This is a genomic window from Chloroflexota bacterium (assembly GCA_013152435.1).
GTDB lineage: Bacteria > Chloroflexota > Anaerolineae > DUEN01 > DUEN01 > DUEN01.
On sequence record JAADGJ010000019.1, the window covers coordinates 18,753 to 38,728 of the forward strand.

Annotated in this window: 17 protein-coding genes, 1 other RNA gene and 1 riboswitch; of the genes, 8 read left to right on the top strand and 10 right to left on the bottom strand. The window is 65.0% G+C overall.

The window, feature by feature from the left end:
- Window positions 1-5: 5 nt before the first annotated feature.
- The 7 genes from GXP39_02765 to GXP39_02795 all read right to left on the bottom strand — a co-directional run bounded on the left by GXP39_02765 (window position 6) and on the right by GXP39_02795 (window position 6,490).
- Entirely contained in the window at window positions 6-290 is a 285-nt protein-coding gene (locus tag GXP39_02765) for a helix-turn-helix domain-containing protein (protein NOZ26959.1), read from the bottom strand.
- A 1-nt stretch (window position 291) separates the two neighbouring features.
- Window positions 292-2,244 (bottom strand): ferrous iron transport protein B, encoded by a 1,953-nt coding sequence (gene feoB / locus GXP39_02770; GenBank protein NOZ26960.1) that lies wholly within the window; start codon window positions 2,242-2,244, stop codon window positions 292-294.
- Between the two features lie 123 nt (window positions 2,245-2,367).
- Window positions 2,368-2,628, bottom strand: coding sequence for a ferrous iron transport protein A (locus GXP39_02775; GenBank protein NOZ26961.1), 261 nt, complete (start codon window positions 2,626-2,628; stop codon window positions 2,368-2,370).
- Between the two features lie 85 nt (window positions 2,629-2,713).
- Window positions 2,714-3,154 carry a transcriptional repressor gene (locus GXP39_02780; GenBank protein NOZ26962.1) on the bottom strand — a complete coding sequence of 147 codons (441 nt, stop codon included), beginning with the start codon at window positions 3,152-3,154 and terminating at the stop codon, window positions 2,714-2,716.
- Between the two features lie 129 nt (window positions 3,155-3,283).
- Window positions 3,284-3,710: a transfer-messenger RNA gene (gene ssrA / locus GXP39_02785) on the bottom strand.
- Window positions 3,711-4,101: 391 nt separating this feature from the next.
- The gene (locus GXP39_02790; protein NOZ26963.1) at window positions 4,102-5,103 is read right to left on the bottom strand and encodes an NADH:flavin oxidoreductase; all 1,002 of its coding nucleotides are present in this window, start codon (window positions 5,101-5,103) and stop codon (window positions 4,102-4,104) included.
- A 37-nt stretch (window positions 5,104-5,140) separates the two neighbouring features.
- Window positions 5,141-6,490, bottom strand: coding sequence for a beta-glucosidase (locus tag GXP39_02795; protein NOZ26964.1), 1,350 nt, complete (start codon window positions 6,488-6,490; stop codon window positions 5,141-5,143).
- A 217-nt stretch (window positions 6,491-6,707) separates the two neighbouring features.
- On the opposite strand from GXP39_02795, the gene GXP39_02800 reads away from it, so the two are divergent.
- Window positions 6,708-7,472 carry a polyprenol monophosphomannose synthase gene (locus GXP39_02800; GenBank protein ID NOZ26965.1) on the top strand — a complete coding sequence of 255 codons (765 nt, stop codon included), beginning with the start codon at window positions 6,708-6,710 and terminating at the stop codon, window positions 7,470-7,472.
- A 37-nt stretch (window positions 7,473-7,509) separates the two neighbouring features.
- Window positions 7,510-11,649 carry an oligosaccharide flippase family protein gene (locus GXP39_02805; protein ID NOZ26966.1) on the top strand — a complete coding sequence of 1,380 codons (4,140 nt, stop codon included), beginning with the start codon at window positions 7,510-7,512 and terminating at the stop codon, window positions 11,647-11,649.
- A gap of 21 nt (window positions 11,650-11,670) precedes the next feature.
- On the opposite strand, the gene GXP39_02810 is transcribed toward GXP39_02805, so the two are convergent.
- Together GXP39_02810 and GXP39_02815 are read right to left on the bottom strand one after the other, a co-directional pair.
- Window positions 11,671-12,168, bottom strand: a complete 498-nt coding sequence (locus GXP39_02810; protein ID NOZ26967.1) for a polymer-forming cytoskeletal protein — start codon at window positions 12,166-12,168, stop codon at window positions 11,671-11,673.
- A gap of 5 nt (window positions 12,169-12,173) precedes the next feature.
- Complete coding sequence (locus tag GXP39_02815) at window positions 12,174-12,728, bottom strand: polymer-forming cytoskeletal protein (protein ID NOZ26968.1); 555 nt, start codon at window positions 12,726-12,728, stop codon at window positions 12,174-12,176.
- Window positions 12,729-12,990: 262 nt separating this feature from the next.
- On the opposite strand from GXP39_02815, the gene GXP39_02820 reads away from it, so the two are divergent.
- Window positions 12,991-13,476, top strand: coding sequence for a DUF1232 domain-containing protein (locus GXP39_02820; GenBank protein NOZ26969.1), 486 nt, complete (start codon window positions 12,991-12,993; stop codon window positions 13,474-13,476).
- A gap of 7 nt (window positions 13,477-13,483) precedes the next feature.
- Here the strand turns inward: GXP39_02820 and GXP39_02825 are convergent, their stop codons facing one another.
- A complete protein-coding gene (locus tag GXP39_02825) occupies window positions 13,484-14,047 on the bottom strand; it encodes a hypothetical protein (GenBank protein NOZ26970.1) in 564 nt (187 codons plus the stop codon).
- A 289-nt stretch (window positions 14,048-14,336) separates the two neighbouring features.
- Window positions 14,337-14,486, top strand: a riboswitch (cobalamin riboswitch).
- A 235-nt stretch (window positions 14,487-14,721) separates the two neighbouring features.
- Between GXP39_02825 and GXP39_02830 the strand changes: the two genes are divergently transcribed.
- From GXP39_02830 to cobO, 5 genes are all read left to right on the top strand, one after another.
- Window positions 14,722-15,726 carry a cobalamin-binding protein gene (locus GXP39_02830; GenBank protein ID NOZ26971.1) on the top strand — a complete coding sequence of 335 codons (1,005 nt, stop codon included), beginning with the start codon at window positions 14,722-14,724 and terminating at the stop codon, window positions 15,724-15,726.
- Between the two features lie 421 nt (window positions 15,727-16,147).
- Entirely contained in the window at window positions 16,148-16,885 is a 738-nt protein-coding gene (locus GXP39_02835) for a radical SAM protein (GenBank protein ID NOZ26972.1), read from the top strand.
- Complete coding sequence (locus GXP39_02840; protein ID NOZ26973.1) at window positions 16,882-17,868, top strand: iron ABC transporter permease; 987 nt, start codon at window positions 16,882-16,884, stop codon at window positions 17,866-17,868. Before GXP39_02835 ends, GXP39_02840 begins: the two co-directional genes overlap by 4 nt.
- Window positions 17,869-17,872: 4 nt before the next feature.
- Complete coding sequence (locus GXP39_02845) at window positions 17,873-18,700, top strand: ABC transporter ATP-binding protein (protein ID NOZ26974.1); 828 nt, start codon at window positions 17,873-17,875, stop codon at window positions 18,698-18,700.
- A 588-nt stretch (window positions 18,701-19,288) separates the two neighbouring features.
- The gene (gene cobO / locus GXP39_02850; GenBank protein ID NOZ26975.1) at window positions 19,289-19,852 is read left to right on the top strand and encodes a cob(I)yrinic acid a,c-diamide adenosyltransferase; all 564 of its coding nucleotides are present in this window, start codon (window positions 19,289-19,291) and stop codon (window positions 19,850-19,852) included.
- The last annotated feature ends 124 nt before the right edge of the window (window positions 19,853-19,976 follow it).

Below are 19,976 nucleotides of genomic sequence, written 5' to 3' on the forward strand. Positions count from 1 at the left end.
CGCATTTATGAGGCGTGCGCCTCCCACTGAGCGATCACCTTCCGACCCTTGTCCGACAGGACCCAGATGGCGGTGTCCGTGACCAGGCAACGCTCTTGCAGCGGGCATAGCGTGCATTGCCCCGTGCACTGGCTGGTGACGGGCTGCAGGTAGCCCCGCTCGGCCAGCGTGGTCAGGATCTGTCGGAGGGTCGACTCGCTTAGATGCAGCTCCCGGGCCAATTCGTCCAGGGAGCGGGATCTTCCTTGGGCGGCGATCTGCAGGACCCGGATCAGCGGGTTATCGGTCATATCACACCCCAAGGCCCAGCAGGGCGAAGGTCTGATAGACGATCACGCCCGCGACCAGGGATACGACCAACAGCAGCCCTACGCTCAGGGCGCTCCACTTCCAGGAGCCGGCCTCTTGCCGGATGATCGCCGTCGTCGCCGCGCAGGGGATGAAGAGCATCTGCACGACGAGGAAGGCCAGCGCGGCCGCGGGCGTCAACGTGAGAGCCACGCGTCGGGCCAGCTCCATCCCCTCGCCACGGTAGAGGATCCCCAGCGCGACGATGGTGTTCTCCTTGGCGGCGAAGCTGCTCAGCAATGCGGTGATCAGTCGCCAATCCGTCCACCCCATCCAGCGGCCGATGGGCGTCAACGCTCGCCCCAGCCAGGCCAGCGCGCTCTGCTCCACCTCGCCCGTGGGCAGCGTGGCCAGCGCCCAGATCAGGATGGAGAAGATAAGGATGATCGTCCCCGCCTTCCGGATAAAGGCCACGGTGTTGTGCCAGACGAACAGCCCGATGGTGCGGGCGTTGGGCCAATGGTAGAGCGGGAGCTCCATGATGAAGGCGGAGTCCTCGTCGGAGAAGCCCACGCGGTGGATGACCATCCCCAGGAGGCCCAGGATAACGATGTTGAACGTCACCAGCCCCCAGGTCACGATGGCGGCGTGTGGCCCGAAGAAGGCTGGGGCCAGGAAGGCGATGACGGCCAGCCGGGCGGCGCAGGGGACCAGAGGGCTCAGGATGATGGTCATCAGCCGGGTGCGCCGATCCTCAATGATGCGGGTTCCCATCACCGCGGGCACATTGCATCCGAACCCCAGGAACAGCGGCAGGAAGCTCTTCCCGTGTAATCCCATGAGGTGCATGAAGCGGTCCATGACGAAAGCGGCGCGTGCCAGATAGCCGACGTCCTCCAGCAGGCCGAGCATGGCGAAGAAGATCAGGAGGATCGGCAGGAACGTGAGCACGGTGCCCACGCCGCCGACGATGCCTTCGGCCAGGAGCCCGGATATCCACAGGGGAGCGGCGGCCAGGGCAGACTCGATGCCGGATCGCATGGGCTGTACGATCCCCGTATCCAGCCATGCCTGGAGGGGGGTCGCGATCGCGTAGGTGATCCAGAAGACCACCCCGAAGATGCCGCTGAGCACCGCCAGCCCCCAGATCGGATGCGTCGCCACCCGATCCAGGCGATCGGTGAGCGTGATCGGCCCGGTGCTGGGGCGGACCATGGCGGCCCGAATCATGCGCTCCACCCACTCATAGCGCCCGCCTACGATGTCCAGGAAGGCATCCTCATGGCTCCTCAGGATGGCCTCGACCTCGGACCAGATCTCGGCCGGGGTGGCCTCCCGCATCAGCGCCGTGATCTCGGAATCCCCCTCCAGCAGCTTTAGGGATACCCAATCCTCCGGATAGGGGGCGGGGACATACGGGGCGATAAGGCGACGTACCTGTTGGAGCACCTCCGCGTGGGAGCTGCGAATCCCCGGCCGATTGGGGGTGAATTGCTCCGGATGGGTTGCGGCGTGTCGGGCGGCCTCCAGCAGTTCGTGTAGCCCCTGGTTGCGCGTGGCGACCAGCGGGATGACCGGGATCCCCAGCGCGGCCTCCAGCACGTGGGGCTCGATCTGGATCCCGTTTTGCTCGGCCACATCCAGCATGTTCAGGCCCAGCACGAGGGGGCAGGGGAGCTGGAGAAGCTCGGCCACCAGGTAGAGGCTGTGTTCCAGCGCGGCCGCGTTGACGATGACGATGGTGGCGTCAGGGCGCTCCCGGATGATGTAATCCCGTGCGACGCGCTCCTCCGGTGAGTTCGCCGTCAGGCTGTACGTTCCCGGCAGGTCGACCAGGATGATGTCGATGTCCGGCAGGTGGATCGTGCCCACCTTCTGCTCGATCGTTTTCCCCGGCCAGTTGCCCACGTGCTGGTTGAGCCCGGTAAGCATGTTGAAGACGGTGGACTTGCCCACGTTGGGCTGCCCCGCCAGCGCGATGCGGAGTGTGCCTTGCCGAAGGCGTTGTGCCTGTTCCTGTGAGATTTGTGCTCCATTGGTGTGGCAAGAGGCTTGTATGAGGGATGGGGCCATAATCGCTCACCTTGTCGTGGAAACCAGGATATGGCGGGCCTCGCCGCGGCCCAGGGCCACGCGCGTGCCCCGAACCAGCGTGATGATGGGGCCTCGCCCGTAATTTTGCAGCACGGTGACTTCCGCGCCCGTCGTAAATCCCATCGTTGCCAGCCGATTGACGAAGCCGCGTCCCCCGCGCAGGGAGCGGATGATGCCGCGCGCTCCGGAGGGGAGGGAAGCCAGATCAACGACCTGGTCGGTGAAGGGCGTCGTGTTCGGTGTCATTCGATGTGCCTCCATACGGAGCTGGGATTCATGATGCTTGTGGTGCGTGTGCGATCGTTGACGCTGACCGGACGGATCGGCCGTTTCAATCCGTCCCCCGGCTGCATGCCGCGCATATCCCATGGACGGATAGGCTGGCGTGTGCCTCTGTGATGCCGTGTTCCAGCATCAAACGACGCGTGATCTGCGCGACCTCCGGGGCTTCGAATTCGATGACCCGGCCGCACTTCATGCAGACGAAGTGATGGTGCTCCTCGCCCCGGGCGGGCTCATACCATTCGGGGCCGGGGTCGCGGCTCAGCCGTCGGGTGCGGATAAGCCCCAGGTTCTTGCAGAGCTCGAGGGTCCGATAGACTGTGGACAGGGTGACCCCGGGATCTCGCTCGTGGGCTCGGAGGTACAGGTCTTTGGCCGTCAGGTGGGTGTCGCTCTCCTGCAGGACCTCCAGGATCACGCGCCTCTGGCGAGTCATGCGCCCCCCGGTGCGCGTCAGCGCGGCTTTCGCTCTCTGGACCAGGTCCTCCATAGGTGCTCTTCCTTTGCTGTGAATCGTTCGCATTGGCAATAATAGTGTAACCCGGATCGTGCGGAAACGGTATGATAAAGATTACCCGCATAAGGAAAGGCCACACCCCGTGAAGGGTATGGCCTCCTTTGGTGGAGATGCCGGGAATCGAACCCGGGTCCGGGACATTCGGCCTCGGACGTCTACAAGCTTAGTCAGGGTTTTGCATTTGTCACCAGGCGGGCCGCCCCTGACGGCGTCCCTTTGCCTGGCCAGCCGCTGATCTTAGATCGGCCTTAGCGGCGTCCGGCCGATCGCACCCTGCTGTCTATGACGGTGACACCCGACGCCAGCCGGGACCACGTCGGGGCACCGAGGTCACCCGCAGGTGACCAGCTGTTCTCCTCCGCGTCCGCTATTACGCGGCGACGGCCATAGCCGTGCGCGGCGCGAACGCGAAGTTGAACGCCTTGCCAGTGTTCTTGGCACTTTTTGGGTTCTGCTCTGGTTTAACGAGGGAAGAGCACCTCGGCTTGCAGTCCTCAGCCAGCCTGCCCCGTCGAAACCTGTCATCCCCAGACTGGCAGCTATATTTTACCCCAGTTTGTTGATTTTGTAAAATAGAGTTTCATTAGAATTTCGGGTGGGGGCGACCGCCGTGTCATGGCTCCACAGAAACCCTACCTTGTCCAGCTTGCGCCTGCCTCTCTCGGCCCTTTCCGCAGGGGGCTGGGCCGGGGCCGGACAGGTCAGAGGCGGGAGAAAGACTTTTCCGGAGGGACTTCGCCCCTCCGGGCCTTCTCATGGCAGGAGCAACAGGATCTCTCAGACACGCTCTCAGCCGCAAGAGGGCGGGTAAGAAACCCGCCCTACTTGCTACTTGCTACAAGATGACGGGTGGAGGGCCTCCCTGTCTGCTTGCGGGAGGCCCTCGTTTCTCCCCTGTCGGGAGCGTTGGCGGCGGGAGGTTACTGGCTCGCTAACTTCTCACGCGCTTTCGCCGCCCAATCCGGATCGGCCAACATGGCCCGTCCGATGGCGACCAGATCCACCTTTCCCTCTCGGATCACCTGATCGGCGAAGACCGGATCGGTGATTCCGCCCGCGACGACGACGGGAATGTCGATCTCAGCCCGGATGGCGGCTGCCATGGGGACGAAATATCCCTGGCTGGTGCCGTCCCAGTCGGGCGGCGCGGCACCGCCCAGGCCGCCCGATACGTCCAGCAGATCCACGCCGGCGGCGGCCAGCGCCTTCGCTGCCTCTCGTCCTTCCTCTTCCGTCAGGCCGCCCGGCAGGAGATCGTTGGCCCCCAGCCGATACAGCAGCAGGTGATCCTCGTCCACCACCTGGCGCACGGCGCGGGTCACCTCCAGCGGCATGCGCAGGCGGCCCTTCAGGTCGCCGCCGTAGGCGTCGGTGCGTCGATTGGTCAGCGGGGAGAGGAACTGGCTCAGCAGATACCCGTGCGCCCCATGGATCTCGACGAAGTCGAATCCGGCGGCCAGCGCTCGGCGGGCGGCCGCTACAAACGCCTCGACGATCTCCGGGATCTCCTCGAGCGTGAGCGCCCGGGCTGGCTCGGAGGCGCCGGGGACGATGCCGTCCGATGGCGCCACGGGCTGGGTGCCTGCGGTCTCCCGGGTGGCCTTGCCGCCGCCATGGGTGATCTGGATGCCGACCACGGTATCGCACGCTTTCACCGCCTCGGCCAGACGACGCAGCCCTGGGATCAGGGCGTCATCGTAGATGCCCAGCTGCTGTTTGTTTACCCGGCCGTCCCGGCGGATATACGAGTGCTCGACGATGACCATGCCCACGCCCGCCCGCGCGCGCCGCACGTAATGCTCGATATGCGCGTCGGTCACGGCGCCGCTGTCGTCCGACATGTTGTTGGCCATGGGCGGCAGCACGATGCGATTCTTCAGGGTGAACCGCTTGACGGTCAGAGGGGAGAACAATCCGCTCATCAATCTCTCTCCTTTACGCAACACGCAATACGTAACGCTATCGCTCCACGGTATTCCGGGCGATGACCTTGCTGTACCATCGGCCGCTGCGCTTGATGATGCGCCGCTGTGTGGGATAGTCCACGTAGACGATGCCGAATCGCTTGCTATAGCCGAGCGCCCATTCGAAGTTGTCCAGGAGCGACCAGACGAAGTAGCCGCGCAGCTTGACGCCATCCTGGATGGCGCGATGGGCCTGGATGAAATGCTCGCGCAGGTAGGCCTCTCGTCGCTCGTCATCCACCTGCCCCTGTTCGTTCACCTCGTCGGGGAAGGCGCACCCGTTCTCCGTGATGTAGAGGGCAGGGGGATCGTAATCGCGCTGCAGCCGGGTGAGCAATTCGTATAGCCCTTCAGGATACACCTCCCAGCCCATCTCCGTGTATTCCGGCCCCTCCGGCTTTACGGCCTGCGTCTTGGGGATCTCCGCGTCCGGCGCGTCCTTCACGACGCTGCGCGTGTAGTAGTTGACGCCCAGGAAGTCCAGCGGGGCCTGGATGCGGGCCATATCACCGGGGGCCACCTGGGGCGCCAGGTCTCCGTACAGCTCCAGCATGTCCGGCGGGTAGGCCCCCCGGAACAGCGGGTCCAGGAACCAGCGGTTCTGGAATCCGTCCTGTCGGCGGGCGGCGGCCTGATCGGCCTCACTCTCGCTGGCCGCGTGGGCCGGCGAGAGGTTCAGGGTGATGCCCACCTGGGTGTCGGCGTCCCCGGCATCTCGCAGCGCCCGGGCGGCCTCGCCGTGGGAGAGCAGCAGGTGGTGGGAGACCTGGAGCGCCAGCCGAGGATCGGTGAGGCCCGGCGCGTGGACCCCGTACAGATGCCCCACGAAGGCCACCACCCATGGCTCGTTGTGGGTGATCCATTGCTTGACGCGATCCCCCAGGCGGCGGCCGATGAGGGCCGCGTAGTCGGCGAAGTAGTACGCCACGTCTCGGTTCCCCCATCCGCCGATCTCCTGCAACGCCTGGGGCAGGTCCCAGTGATAGAGGGTGACGAAGGGGCGAATGCCGGCCTCCAACAGCCCATCCACCAGGCGATTGTAGAAATCGAGCCCGGCGGGGTTGGCCTTCCCGCGGCCCGTGGGCAACACTCGCGGCCAGGAGATGGAGAAGCGGTAGCCCTTCAGGCCGATCTCCTGCATGAGCTGGATATCGTCCTTCCAGCGGTGGTAATGGTCGCAGGCCACATCACCGGTGTCGCCGTTGAGGACCTTCCCTGGCGTGTGCGAGAAGCGGTCCCAGATGGACTCCCCCTTCCCATCCTCGTTCCAGGCGCCTTCGATCTGATAGGATGCCGTTGCGGCGCCCCACAGGAACCCGGCGGGGAATTCATGTTCTTCTGCCATACGGTGTCCTCCTTTGCGATAAGCTTGCTCCGGCCTGCTCATTATACCTGATCCTGAGAGCTTCGCCAGCGCGTCGGAGGTGGGGTAGCGTATCTTTTTCGGTGGAAAGCGGAGGCATCCGGCGCTCGCCCCTTGTATTGACCATTCCCCACCGCCATTGTATAATCTCGCCGCCATGAGCCCTGCAAATGTGATCCGTCCGACCGCCCTCTCCGGGATGACCATGGTCGTCATCCCCACCTACAACGAGGCCGACAACTTAGCCGACCTGGTTCGGGAGCTGCTCGGCCTGGACGTGCCCGACCTCCACGTGTTGATCGTCGATGATGCCTCTCCCGACGGAACGGGGGAACTTGCAGACCGGCTGCGGGAGCGCTATCCGGGCCGTATGCACGTGATCCACCGGCCGGGGAAATTGGGGCTGGGCACCGCGTACGTGACCGGTTTCCGATACGCGTTGGAGCAGGGCGCCAGCTTCATCGTGCAGATGGACGCCGATTTCTCCCACTCGCCATCGTACGTGCCGCGCTTGCTGGCCCCTCTGAGCGAGTACGACGTCGTCATCGGTTCCCGCTATGTCCCCGGCGGCCGCCTGGATGAGCGCTGGAGCTGGTGGCGCTACCTGCTGAGCTGGTGGGCGAATTCCGTGTATACCCGGCTGATCCTGGGCATCCGGGTGCGGGATGCCACGGCCGGTTTTAAGGCCTGGCGTCGGGAGACCCTGGAAGGGATCGACCTCAGCCGCATCCGCTCCAACGGCTATGTGTTCCAGGTGGAGATGGCGTACGTGACGGAGAAGCTGGGCTTTCGCGTGCTGGAAGTGCCCATCTACTTTGAGGATCGACGCATCGGTCGATCCAAGATGACGGTCCCGGTGAAGCTGGAGGCCGCCTGGCGGGTGTGGGAGCTGCGCTGGCGCTATCGGCATCTGCAGCGGATCGGCCATCCGGCCGTGACCACGCCTGCCCCAGACCACCTCTGAGGCTGCGGACACCGTGTTCCACCGTATACGAGGGAGCGTGCTGGCTGCGCTCCTGCTACTCCTCCTCCCGCTGCTGTGGTTTGCGCCGGTTCTGACCGGCCGCCACACGTTGCTCCCCGCCGATAATTTCTACGCCTGGGAACCCTGGCGCAGCTTCGCTGAGCAGATGGGGGTGGACGTCCCCCACAATGAGCTGCTGAGCGACCTCATCCTGGAGAATTATCCCTGGAAGCGGTTCATCCGGGAGAGCTTGAGCGCTCGTCAGATCCCTCTGTGGAATCCCTACCTGTTCTCGGGCATGCCGTTCCTGGCGGATGCCCAGCATTCGGCGTTGTATCCCTTCAGCGTGCTCTTCTGGATCATGCCGCTGGAGGTGGCTTACGGCTGGTTCACCGCGTTGCAGATCGCCCTGGCGGGGTTGAGCCTGTACGCGCTGGCGCGCGTGCTGCGCCTGTCCCGTCCGGCGGCCTTGATCGGCGCCGTCGCCTACATGCTCAGCGGCTTCTTCATGGTCAGCGTGGTCTTCACCATGATGATCGCCGCGGCCGCGTGGCTGCCCGCCCTGCTGGCCTGCATCGAGGTCGTCATCCGTAAGCAGGAAGACAAGGGAGATGTCCCCTATTCGCCTGTGCCCTACGTCGCGCTGGGAAGCCTGATCCTGGGGATGCAGGTGTTGGCCGGGCATGTGGAGATCACCTACTACGTGCTGGTGGTGTCCGGCTTCTACGCCGCGTGGCGGCTGGTGGGCTTGTGGCGTCGGCTGGGGCGGTGGCAGCCGGCGGTGCGATTGGGCGCCTGGCTGCTGGCGATGGTGGCGGTGGGCCTGGCGCTGGGCGGCATTCAGCTCCTGCCGCTGATCGAGCTGGCCCAGAGGAACTTCCGCCAGGGCTCGGTGACCTACCGGGATGTGGTGGGCTGGGCCTGGCCCACACGGCAGGTGCTCACCTTCGTGCTCCCCGATGTCTTCGGCAATCCCAGCCATCATGGCTACTGGGATATCTGGTCGTTCCGCTGGGTCCCAGCCACCGTGAACGCGCTGGGGCAGCCGGCTCGAACCATCTTCTGGGGCGTGAAGAACTACGTCGAGGGGGGAAACTATCTGGGCCTGCTGGCGATGGGGCTGGCCGGGGTGGCGCTGGTTCGGGCCGTCCTGGACCGCCGCGGCGGGGAGAGCCGCAGACGTCGGGATCAGACCGCGTTCTTTGCTCTCCTCAGCCTGATCTCCCTGGCCAACGCGTTCGGCACGCCCGTGTACGCCCTCTTCTATTACGGCCTGCCCTGGTATAAGCAGGTGCACTCGCCGTTCCGCTGGGTCTTCCCCCTCACCCTGTCGGTCGCCGTGCTGGCGGCGTTGGGGGCGGACGCGCTCCTGCGGGCGTCGGAGGATCGGCGATGGCTGCGTCGTGTGGCCCGGCTGATCGCCCTGGCGCTGATCGTGGCCGGGGGAGGCGCATTGCTCGCCGTGGGCGCCAGCCTGGTGTGGCCGGATCCCTTCATCGCCGCGGGCCAGCGCGTGGTCGACGGCTCCGACCTGGCGCAGATGGCCTTTGCCGATGGCCGGATGTTCTGGAGCTACCAGGCCGTCAATCTGCTCAAGTTCGGGATCATGGCGGTGCTCTCCGGCCTGGTGATCTGGGTGGCGGCCCACCGTCCCACGGGTGACCGCCGATCGATCCGACGCCTCTGGCCCGCGCTGGCGATCGTCGTTCTGGCGTTCGATTTCTGGCTGGCCTTTGGGCGCTTTAACCCGGCTGTCGACCCCAAGTTGCTTCGCTTCACGCCGCCCAGCATCGCGTGGTTGCAGGATCGTTTGGACGAGCCGGATGGCCCCTGGCGCTTCACCACCTTCAACGCACCGGGTGAGAAGACGCTGAACGCGAACGCGGGATGGCTCTACGACCTGCAGGATGTGCGCGGGTACGACTCGATCATCCCCAAGCAGTACACCGACTACATGGACCGCATCCAGCCGCAGGCCGGCGAATTGCTCTACAACCGGATCGCCCCCATCTACACGCAGGGAAGGGGGCCCTCCGGCTATGAGGCGTTGGACTCCCCCTGGCTGGCGCTGTTGGGCGTGCGGTACGTTGTGACGACGCAGCACATTCCCAATGCCACCTATGAACTCGTCTATCAGGATGAGGTCCGCATCTATCGCAATCGGGAGGCCATGCCGCGCGCCTTCGTCATGCGTTGCGCCGCGGCGGAGCCGACGTCCGAGGTAGACTGGGCGGCTGTGGACCCGCGGACGGAGCTGGTGTTGGAGACGGAGGAGGCCGTCGAGGGGACGGGATCGGGATCGGCTTCCTTCCTGCATCTTGCGCCGTGTACCCTGGACCCGGCTCGCGTGGTGCGTTACACCGGAAACGAGGTCGAGGTCGAGGCGTCCGGGGGCGAGGGCGCCTACCTGGTGTTGGCGGATGCGTACTTCCCCGGGTGGAAGGCGTACACGCGCCCAGTCGCAGGCTCTTCGTCCGACGAGCGGGAGCTCACGATCTATCGGGCGTACGGGAACTTCCGGGCCGTAGAGTTGGGGGCGGGGCAACAGATCGTGCGCTTCAAATACACCCCCATGTCCTTCAAGCTGGGGGTATACGTCTCCTTCCTGTCCTGGGTGACGCTGCTGCTGGCCGCCGGGTGGTGGGCCTGGGGACGCTTCTATCGCGAGGTGAGCGGGGAGGCGGCCGAGGTCCGCCGGGTGGCCAAGAACAGCCTGGTTCCCATGGGGCTCTCGTTGGTGAACAAGGGCATCGACTTCGCCTTCGCCATGTTGCGGCTGCGCATCCTGACCCCCACCGGTGAGGGCTCTTACACCTTCGCCATCAACTTCTATGCCTTCTTCGAGATCCTGGTGCGCTTTGGGCTGGGGACCCTGCTGACCCGGGAGGTGGCGCGGGACCGAGAGCAGGCGGGACGCTATCTGAGCAACGTGGTCATGCTACGGGTGGCCCTGTGGCTACTCGCCCTGCCGGTGATGGCCGTGGTGGGGGCGGCGTATCACGTCTGGGGCGGGCTGACGCCGGAGGAGGCGCAGGCGATCGCCCTGTTCGCCATCGCGCTGCTGTTCGCCGGGCTGGCGGATGCCATCAGCGCCGTCTTCTACGCGTATGAGCAGATGGAGTATCCGGCGGGGATCGCGTCCGCCATCGCCGTGGGCAAGGTCGCTTTGGGGGCGCTGGTGCTCTTGCCGCCTTTGAACTGGGGCTTCGTGGGGCTGGCGGGCATCTCCGTGGTCATGAACCTGGTGCAGACCGTCTGGTTGTATCTGCTGGTCCGCCGGAAGCTGCTCACGCCACAGGTCGTGGTGGATCGCCGCCTGCAGCGGACGATGTTGCAGGAATCCGCCCCGCTGATGATCAACCATCTGCTGGCGACCATCTTCTTCCGCATCGACGTGTGGATTTTGAAGCCCATCAGCGGCGCGGTGGCGGTGGGATTGTACGGCGCGGCGTATAAGTACATCGATGGGCTCAACGTGATCCCGTCCTACTTCACGCTGGCCATCTTCCCATTGATGTCCCGCCTGGCCCGGGGCTCACACGAGTCGATGGTGCGCGCGTACGTTCTGGCGTTGCGCCTTCTGCTCATGATCAGCCTGCCCATCGCGATGGTGACCACGTTCATCGCCCGGCCGCTGATCCTGGTCCTGGGCGGCGAGAGCTTCCTGCCGGGATCCGCGCTGGCCTTGCAGATCCTCATCTGGTCCATCCCGATCGGCTTCTTGAACAGTGTGACCCAGTACGTGCTGATCGCTGTGGACCAGCAGCGCTTTCTGACCCGGGCTTTCGTGATCGGCGTCGTGTTCAACGTGGTGGCCAACCTGATCTTCGTGCCGCGCTATAGCTATATGGCGTCGGCGGTGATCACGATCTTCTCCGAATTCTCCCTCCTTATCCCCTTCTACTATGCCGTGCGGCGGTATGTGGCCCCTGTGCCGTGGGCGAGCGTGATCTGGCAGCCGGCTGTGGCGACGGCCGCCATGGGGGCGGTGCTGTGGATAGGGGCTCGATGGTCTCTGTGGGCGGCGGTGGTCTTGAGCGCCCCCGTCTACGCGCTGGCGCTGGTGGCTTTGGGCGTCTTTCGGCAGCCGGATATGGCCGTGTTGTTACGTGGGCTGCCATGGGGGCGACGAGGGCTGCCGGACGCGAACGGAGCGGCCCATTCGGCCGCCCCGTGAGGCTCGCTTCGAACGGCTATTTTATTCCTCTTCCTCTTCCCCCTCTTCGTCCTGGGGCGGCGAAGCGGGGCTTGTGAGTCGGCTGAGCCACTCCTCGGCGCGAAGCTCCGCGCTGGTGCGTGAGGTCCGATTCGACTCCGGCTCCTCCGTGATCATGCGGAACTCGCCGTTGTAGAATCCGCCCTCCTGCACGATCAGCCTGCGCGCGACCACGGTGGCTTCCACCTGGCCGCTGGGCATGATCTGGAAGGTATCCTGGCAGGTGACCTCGCCTTCCAGCTCGCCTGCGACGGTGACGTTGCGGGCCGTCACCTTCGCCCTGACCCGGGCTCCTTTCTCGACGGTGAGTGTGCCCTCGCATTCGATCTCACCCTCGGCGATCCCCTCCACACGCAGGTTGTGCTTGGTGCGATACAGGCCGTCGAAGTGGGAATCGCGATCGACCAGGCTCTCGCTGGTGGGGCGTTCGGCCGTGGGAGCGGTCATCGTGGGTTGTGTGCTGTGTATCGTGGAAGCCATCGCCCTCACCTCCCTTCACGTGACATCACGAATCGACAATTCACGGTGGAACCTTCCTCCACCACCAGGATGGAGGTGTTGATCTCCCCCTTGATGCTACCGGTGGGGGTCACCCGGAATCGATTCTGACAGACGATCTGACCATCGAACGAGCCGGAAATGATAACGTTGTTGGCCCGGAGCTGGCCCTGCGCCTGGGCTTCCCTCTCGACCAGGATGGTCTCCTTGGCCTCGATTTCGCCCTCAAAGGTGCCCTCGATCAGCACGTTGCCATCGGAGCGCAAGGTGCCGGAGAGCTGGGTGTTCCTGTCGATGATGGCGGCGGCGTCCCGGGAGAACTCAGTCGTGGTAGGCCGGGTCGGCGTCGGCGTCGGGGTTGGGGTCGACGGCGTTGTTGGGCTGGGCGCTGTCGTGGCCGAGGGACGCTGCGATGGTGTCACCGCGGGCGTGGGCTGCGTTTCATCCCTGGTCTGGTTGGAAGGAGTCGTCGTTGTAGAAGGTCTGGAGGGAGGTGGGGCTGACCTGCGGCCCTGTACGCGATCACGTCTGAACAGGCTCATGGACGGTACCTCCTTCGGTTATGGAAAAAACTATGCATACATGCTCAGGGTAGTGGATTATGCCATAGGATACCATAAAAGGCCATATCGTGCCAGCGCCTTCGTCTGACGGTTACGCCGCGTCCGGACTACCGCTGATGTACGGATATTCGCGTAGTCGAGGTCCGTTTCCCGCCTGTGAGGGAGGGGGCACGGCGTCCCGGTTGACAGTACAGGCCGGACGGGATATAACATAGCCACACAGGTTTCAGCGGAGGATACTTTGAAGGGAGAGATCATCGACCCGAAGGATGCGGACTTTCGCTCTCGCAAAGAGGCGAGCTTTTACCGCTCCCTGCGTGAGAAGGTGAGGAAGTGGGGGGAGGAGCGCAATCTAGATCCGGCGAAGCTCGAGTATCTGCTGGCGGCCCCGGACCTGTTCGTTCTGCTCTCTCGACTGGCGACGGATCCCCGCGTGCCCACGGATGTGAAGGCCAAAGTTGCGGCGGGCCTGGCGTATTTCGTGATGCCCCTGGACGTCATTCCCGATTTCCTGGGGCCGGTGGGGATGTTGGATGATGTGTTCGTGGCCGCCTGGCTGGTGCAGACCGTCGCCAAGGAGCTGAACGCGCTGGATCCGGCCATCCTCCAGGATCATTGGGAGGGGGAGGGGGATGTGCTGGAGATGATCCGCCGGGTGCTCGCTCAGGGTGAGCAGATTCTGGGGCGGGTCATGGCGTTGCGGCTGAAGAAGGTGGGGCGCCGGTAAGGGGTCCTCAGGAGCGATAGCGCTCGATGGCGGACATGGCATCCGGCCCGAACCCCAGCTCCGGCAGGGTATGGCGCCAGCCGGCTGCCTCGGCGGCGGGCTCCCGCCATCGGTATAGCGGCGTGCGGTAGATCCAGTGGTGGCGGCGGATCGCCTCATAGGCGACCTCCGGGTCGCCGGTGAAGGTGCGCAGCGTCTGTTGGGCTTGCTCCAGGGCGGGGGCGTCGCCTTCCGCCTCCGCGATCTCGTAGCGCACGGCTGAGCCGATGATGTTGGCCTCCAGCTCTCGATAGAGGGTTCCACGCAGCGGGCTGCGCGTCCCGCGTGCCTTCCCCTGCATCTGGTGTGTGATCTCGTGGGCCAGCCAGGGCGTCGTGATCTGGATGGGGAGGGTGGTGAATTTGTGTGGAAAGACGATGATGCCGAACCACCACGCTCCCGCCCAGGGCAGATCTACGGGGAGGATCCAGACGCGCAGGGGATGACGATCGGCGAATTGGGTCACGGCATAGCCAACCGGCCCGATGGTCAACCTCTGGTAGGCGGATAATTCGCTGAGTATGGTGCTCATTTGTCGTCGTCCTGGCGGCGCAGGTGGTTCTGGATGTCGGTGGGCGAGGTGCTTGTATTTGCAGAGGCTGCCACCCGCTGAGTGGCCGGGGGAGGTGGTGATCCGCCCTCGCTTCAGAGATGATCGGCGGGTCCGCTGTTGTGGAGGTATGCTAGCGCGGCACGCGTGAGTTGTCAAGTGCAGGTCTGCGGGGCGCTTCCCGCGTCGCTGTTGAGAAAGCCCGAGTGGACGATGCCGCTGTTTGACAATCTCGCGGGCGCTGTGCTATAGTATTCGTGCTTGACAATCGCATACCAGCAACGATGCAGGTGCGCCAGCCGCCCGGATGCGTGGCGCACAATGGGGGAAGACCGGTGAAAGTCCGGCGCTGTCCCGCAACGGTAACGGGATCTCGCAGAAGCCCGAAGCCCGATGACCCGCCTGCATCGTCGCTCCGCACCACCTTCGCGGAAAGGGGGAGGAGCGCGGCGCTGAGAAGCCCGTAGCATATCCCCCGTCATCATGACGGGGGTTTCCATTTCCAAAACCCGACCTCGCGAGGTCGGGTTTTTCGTTTCTGGCGCATCTGGATCGCCGTGGTTGGCTCGCCCTCTGCTGCCGACCTGTGGTGCCGCCCATGGCTTCCCGTGGGCGTGTGATTCATGGATCCCATTACGACACGACGAGGAGGAAAGATGTACGCTCGAAAGGTTGTCTTCTCCCTGTGGTTGGTGTTGCTGGTCTCGTTGATGGCCGCCTGCGCGCCGGTGGCCACGCCGGTCGCTCCCGCTCCCGCGGCGACGCCGGTCCCGCCAACACCAGTCCCGCCGACGCCGACGGCCGTCCCCACGCCGGCCGCTTATCCCCTGACGATCGTGGATGGTCTGGGCCGTGAGGTCACCATCGTCGCCCGGCCGGAGCGCATCGTCTCCCTGGCCCCCTCCAACTCGGAGATCCTGTTCGCCGTCGGCGCCGGGGATCAGGTGGTGGGCGTCACCAAGTACTGCAACTATCCGCCCGAGGCCTGCGAGGGCAAGGAGATCGTGGGGGGCTTCTCGGCCAAATCCCTGAGCGTGGAGAAGATCCTGTCCCTGGAGCCGGACCTGGTTTTCTCGGCCGGCGGTATCCATCAGCCCGTGATCGAGGCCCTGGAGCAGGCCGGCGTCCCGGTGGTGGCGTTGACGGCCAGCACCTTTGACGATGTGTACGCCAACATCGAGCTTGTGGGGCGGCTGACGGGCCACCCGGAGGAGGCCGCCCAGGTGGTGAAGCAGATGAAGGAGCGTGTGAGCGCCGTCACGGCAGCGGTCGCCGCCGTTCCGCAGGAAGAGCGGCTGCGGGTCTTCTGGGAGACCTGGGATGAGCCGCTGATGACGGCCGGGCCCTCCACCTTCATCGGTCAGATGATCGAGCTGGCCGGTGGGGTGAACATCTTCTCCGACGTCACCGAGGACTATCCCCAGATCAGCGCGGAGGAGGTCGTGAAGCGTAATCCGGCCGTCATCCTGGGCTCGGACTCCCATGGCGACAAGCTGACCGTCGAGCAGGTCGCGCAGCGCCCCGGCTGGGATCAGATCGACGCCGTGCGGGAGGGGCGCATCCACCTGATCAACGGCGACATCGTCTCCCGGCCCGGGCCGCGATTGGCGGAAGGGCTGGAGGCGATCGCACGTGCGCTTTACCCCGACCTGTTCCAGTGATCGGGGCGCGCAGTCTTGCTGCGGGGAAGCAGGGGCCGGGACACCCGGCCCCCATTCGCATCAACTTAACAGCATAAGCGAGGCCCCCGCCTGTCGCTTTTTCCCTTCACGGATGGCCGCACCTGAAAGGGGAGGTGCGGAGGGGCTTCCCCTCCGCAGGAAAACTCTTTCTCTCGCCTTTTGCCTGCCTGGTTGGGGCTTTGGCCGGTGGCCTCCGGCCCCACGGGGCAGGTGAGGGGCTGAAAATAGAGTTCTTCGGAGGGGCTACCGCCCCTCCGAGTCACCCCAAAGAAAAGTGGGGGGCCATGGAGGGGACCTCCCCTCCACAACTCCCCCCGCAGGGCTGGTAGCCAAGGGGGTCCCTCAGGTGCTGCGATCGGATGGGACTGAGCCCACTTTTGCGTGAAAGGATGTCACATCGATGCCAGAAACGTGCTCGACTCACGTATATCACATCACGTATGGATCGGAGGTGCAGATCGTTCATCTCTATTTCTGGGGATGCAACATGTCCTGTAGGGGGTGTATTCGGCGGCTGCATGGGTGGGACAGCCACCTGGCCAATCCCGGTGGGCCGAAGGCGACGATTCAGCCTCGCCTGCTCACCCTGGACGAGGTCCTGGATGTGTTGTCCCCCTATCCTGTCCGGCGCATCTTTTTCCTGGGCGATGACGCAACCGCTGATCCCGCGCTGGAGCCTCTGGCACAGGCTCTGAAGGATCGCTTTGGGGCGGAGCATATCTTGCTGACCAACGGCCTGGTCTTCCCACCCTATCATCTGTTTGATGATATCCAGCTCAGCATCAAGGCTGTGACCCCGCGGCTGCACCGGGATTTCACCGGGGTGGACGTGGCCCCGGCGTTGGAGAATTTCCGCCGCCTGTATCAGGCTGGCGTTCATCTGCGCTCGGAGAGCATCGTCATCCCCGGGTATATCGATGCGGAGGAGATCGGCCGGGTGGCGGAGTTCATTGGCTCGGTGGATCCGGATATCCCCTACCGGCTGGACGCGTATATCCCCGTCCCCGGGGCGCCATGGCGTCGTCCAACCCCTGATGAGATGGCTGAAGCGGTCGCCGCCGCCCGACGGCGCCTGCGGCACGTCAGCACGCTGCATGGCGGGGGCGACAAGCGGTATGAGGTGACGCTCCTGGTATGAGCGAGCGCCGATGGGTTGCCTTTTTGTGCCTGCTGTCGGGGATTCTGGCCCTGACGGTGTTGATTAGCCTGGGGGTGGGGGCCGTGTCGATCCCGCCCGGACAGGTGCTCTCGGTGGTGCTGGCCCGAGCGCTGGACTGGCCGGGGGCGCGATCCACGCAGGCGACCATCGTGTGGGACCTGCGACTGGCGCGGGTGTTGCTGGCCGTGGTCATCGGCGCCGGGCTGTCCGTATCCGGCGCTGCCTATCAGGCCCTCTTCCGCAACCCGCTGGCCGATCCCTTCATCATCGGTGCGTCGGGGGGCGCGGCCCTGGGAGCCACCCTGGCCATCATCCTGGGGGTGCCCGCGGTCATGCCGGCGGGATTCCTGGGGGCGCTGGCTGCGGTGGCCCTGGTGTACACCCTGGCCCAGACCGGCGGGCGGTCCTCCGCTGTGGATCTGCTCCTGGCCGGCGCAGCCCTGAGCACCTTGCTCTCCGCGGCCGTCTCGTTGCTGATGTTCCTCAACGATCGTAACCTGCACGAGGTGTTCGCCTGGCTGATGGGGGGGCTGAGCGGGCGGAGCTGGCCTCATCTGCGGACGGCAGCCCCGGTGGTCGGCCTGGGGGTGGTGGTGTTGTGGCTGCTGTCCCGGCCGCTGGATGCGCTGACCTGCGGTGAGGAGAGCGCGCAGAGCCTGGGGTTGAATCTGGCCTGGGCGCGAACCATCGTCGTGGGAGCGGCCACGTTGGCGACGGCCGCTGCCGTTGCCAGCGGCGGGATCATCGGCTTCATCGGGCTGTTGGCGCCGCACATGGCGCGACGGTTAGGCGGCGGCGCGCACCTGCGCCTGATCCCCATGAGCGCATTGATGGGGGGGATGTTGCTCTTGCTGGCGGACGATCTGGCTCGCACGGTGATGGCGCCGCTGGAGCTGCCCGTTGGGGTGCTGACGGCGCTGTTGGGGGCCCCTTTCTTTCTCTGGCTGCTGAAGCGAGGTTGATCCCATGACCACTGTGGAGGTTACGGGCCTGTCCCTGGGATACGACCGACGTGAGATCCTGCGGGGCTTGCAGCTGATCGCCCGCCCGGCCAGCGTCCTGGCCCTGGTCGGCCCCAACGGCGCGGGCAAGACGACGCTGTTGCGGGCGTTGGCCCGGCTGCTGCGCCCCCGGCGCGGGGCCGTGTTGGTGGACGGGCGGGATGTATGGCGCCTCTCCACCCGGGAGGCGGCGCGAAGGATCGGGTTGGTGCCCCAGGGTGAGGCGTTGGACTGGCCCCTGACGGTGGAGCAGGTGACGGCTTTGGGGAGGGCGGCGCGCCGGGGCTGGCTCCTGCCGTTGTCTCGGGCGGACCGGGCGGCCATTGAGGACGCCCTGAGACAGACGGGACTCTCCGGGTTGCGGGACCGCCTGGTGACCTCGCTGTCTGGTGGTGAGCGCCAACGGGTGCTTATCGCCCGGGCGCTGGCCCAGGAGCCGGAGGCCCTTCTGCTGGATGAGCCGACGGCGCACCTGGATCTGCGCTATCAGGGGGCGGTGTTGGGGCTGGCGCGGCGGCTGGCCCGAGAGCGCCGGTTGACCGTGGTCTTGAGCCTGCACGACCTGAACTTGGCGGCTCTCTACGCCGATCGAGTGGTCCTGCTGGCGGAGGGACGGCTGTTGGCGGAGGGCACGCCGGAGGCGGTGTTCACGCCGGAGAATTTGAGGCGGGCCTATGGGGTGGCGGTCGTCGTGAACCGGCATCCGGTCTATGGCACCCCGTTGGTCACGCCCGCCCTGGAGGTATCGGATCGTCCGGTCAGGCCTCCTGAGAATGGTCAATCGGGTTCGTGACGAGGATGGAGTAGATCCTCTGCATCCCCGGGATGGCTTGGTCATGTCTGCGTGGAGGTATGTAGGTGTGTAGCAGACGAGGAGATAGATGAGGAGGGCGGCTTTCCATAGCCGCCCGATAGTGGTAGAGCAGATGTGGAGATCTGTCCTATTCGCATCAACTGAACAGCATGGGCGAGGCTTCCGCCTGTCGCCTTTTCTATCCACGGGCGGTCGCATCTGGAGGTACGGAGAGAAAGCCCCTCCGAGCCACCCCAGGGATGCGGGGCCACGCTTCCGTATCGCTTGTTTGATACCAATGGGCAGATATGGAAATCTGCCCCTACTGCTGGAGGATGCCGGGCAAGGAGGGCGGCTTTCCATAGCCGCCCGGTAGTGGAAGCGGATATGGAAATCTGTTCCGCCCTGGCTGTGCGAGGCGGTATATGTAGTGGGTGTTTCCGTGTTGGGTACAAGATATCGGGTGGTAGTAGCAGATATGGAAATCTGCCCCTACTGCTGGAGGGTGCCGGACAAGGAGGGCGGCTTTCCATAGCCGCCCGATAGTCCTGGAGGATACCGAGGGCTCTTCAAGGAGGTTGGATGGGAATGGATGAGATGGCTCGCCGCACCGCGCGGCGAAGGAATGTCAAGAAGGGTTTGGTGATCGTCCATACGGGCGATGGGAAGGGGAAGACGACGGCCGCTCTGGGCATCGTGCTGCGCGCCTGGGGACAGGGGCTTCGCGTTTGCGTGATCCAGTTCCTGAAGAACGAGAACGCCCGCTACGGGGAGGTCAAGGCGGCCGGCAAGCTGGGCATCGAGTGGATGAACGTGGGGGATGGCTGGACCTGGACCAGCAGGGATATGAGCGAGACGCAGGCCCGGGCGGTGTACGGATGGGAGCAGGCGAAGGAGAAGATCGTCAGTGGGCGGTATGATCTGATCGTGCTGGATGAGTTTACCTATCCGCTGCACTTTGGCTGGCTGGACACGGCCGAGGTCATCCGGTGGTTGCAGGCGAACAAGCCGCCCATGCTGCATGTGGTCATCACCGGGCGCCATGCGCCCCAGGCGCTCGTCGATTTCGCCGATCTGGTGACGGAGATGCGGGAGATCAAACATCCGTTTGCGGAGCAGCAGATCCGGGCTCAGCGGGGGATCGAGTTCTAGATGCCCGACAAAGTAGGGCGGGTTTCTTACCCGCCCAGTTAAGAGGCGGCTATAGAAAGCCGCCCTACGTGGTTGTGTGAGGGATGTGGCGCGGTAACGCGGTAGGGCTGCCTGTTGCTGGAGG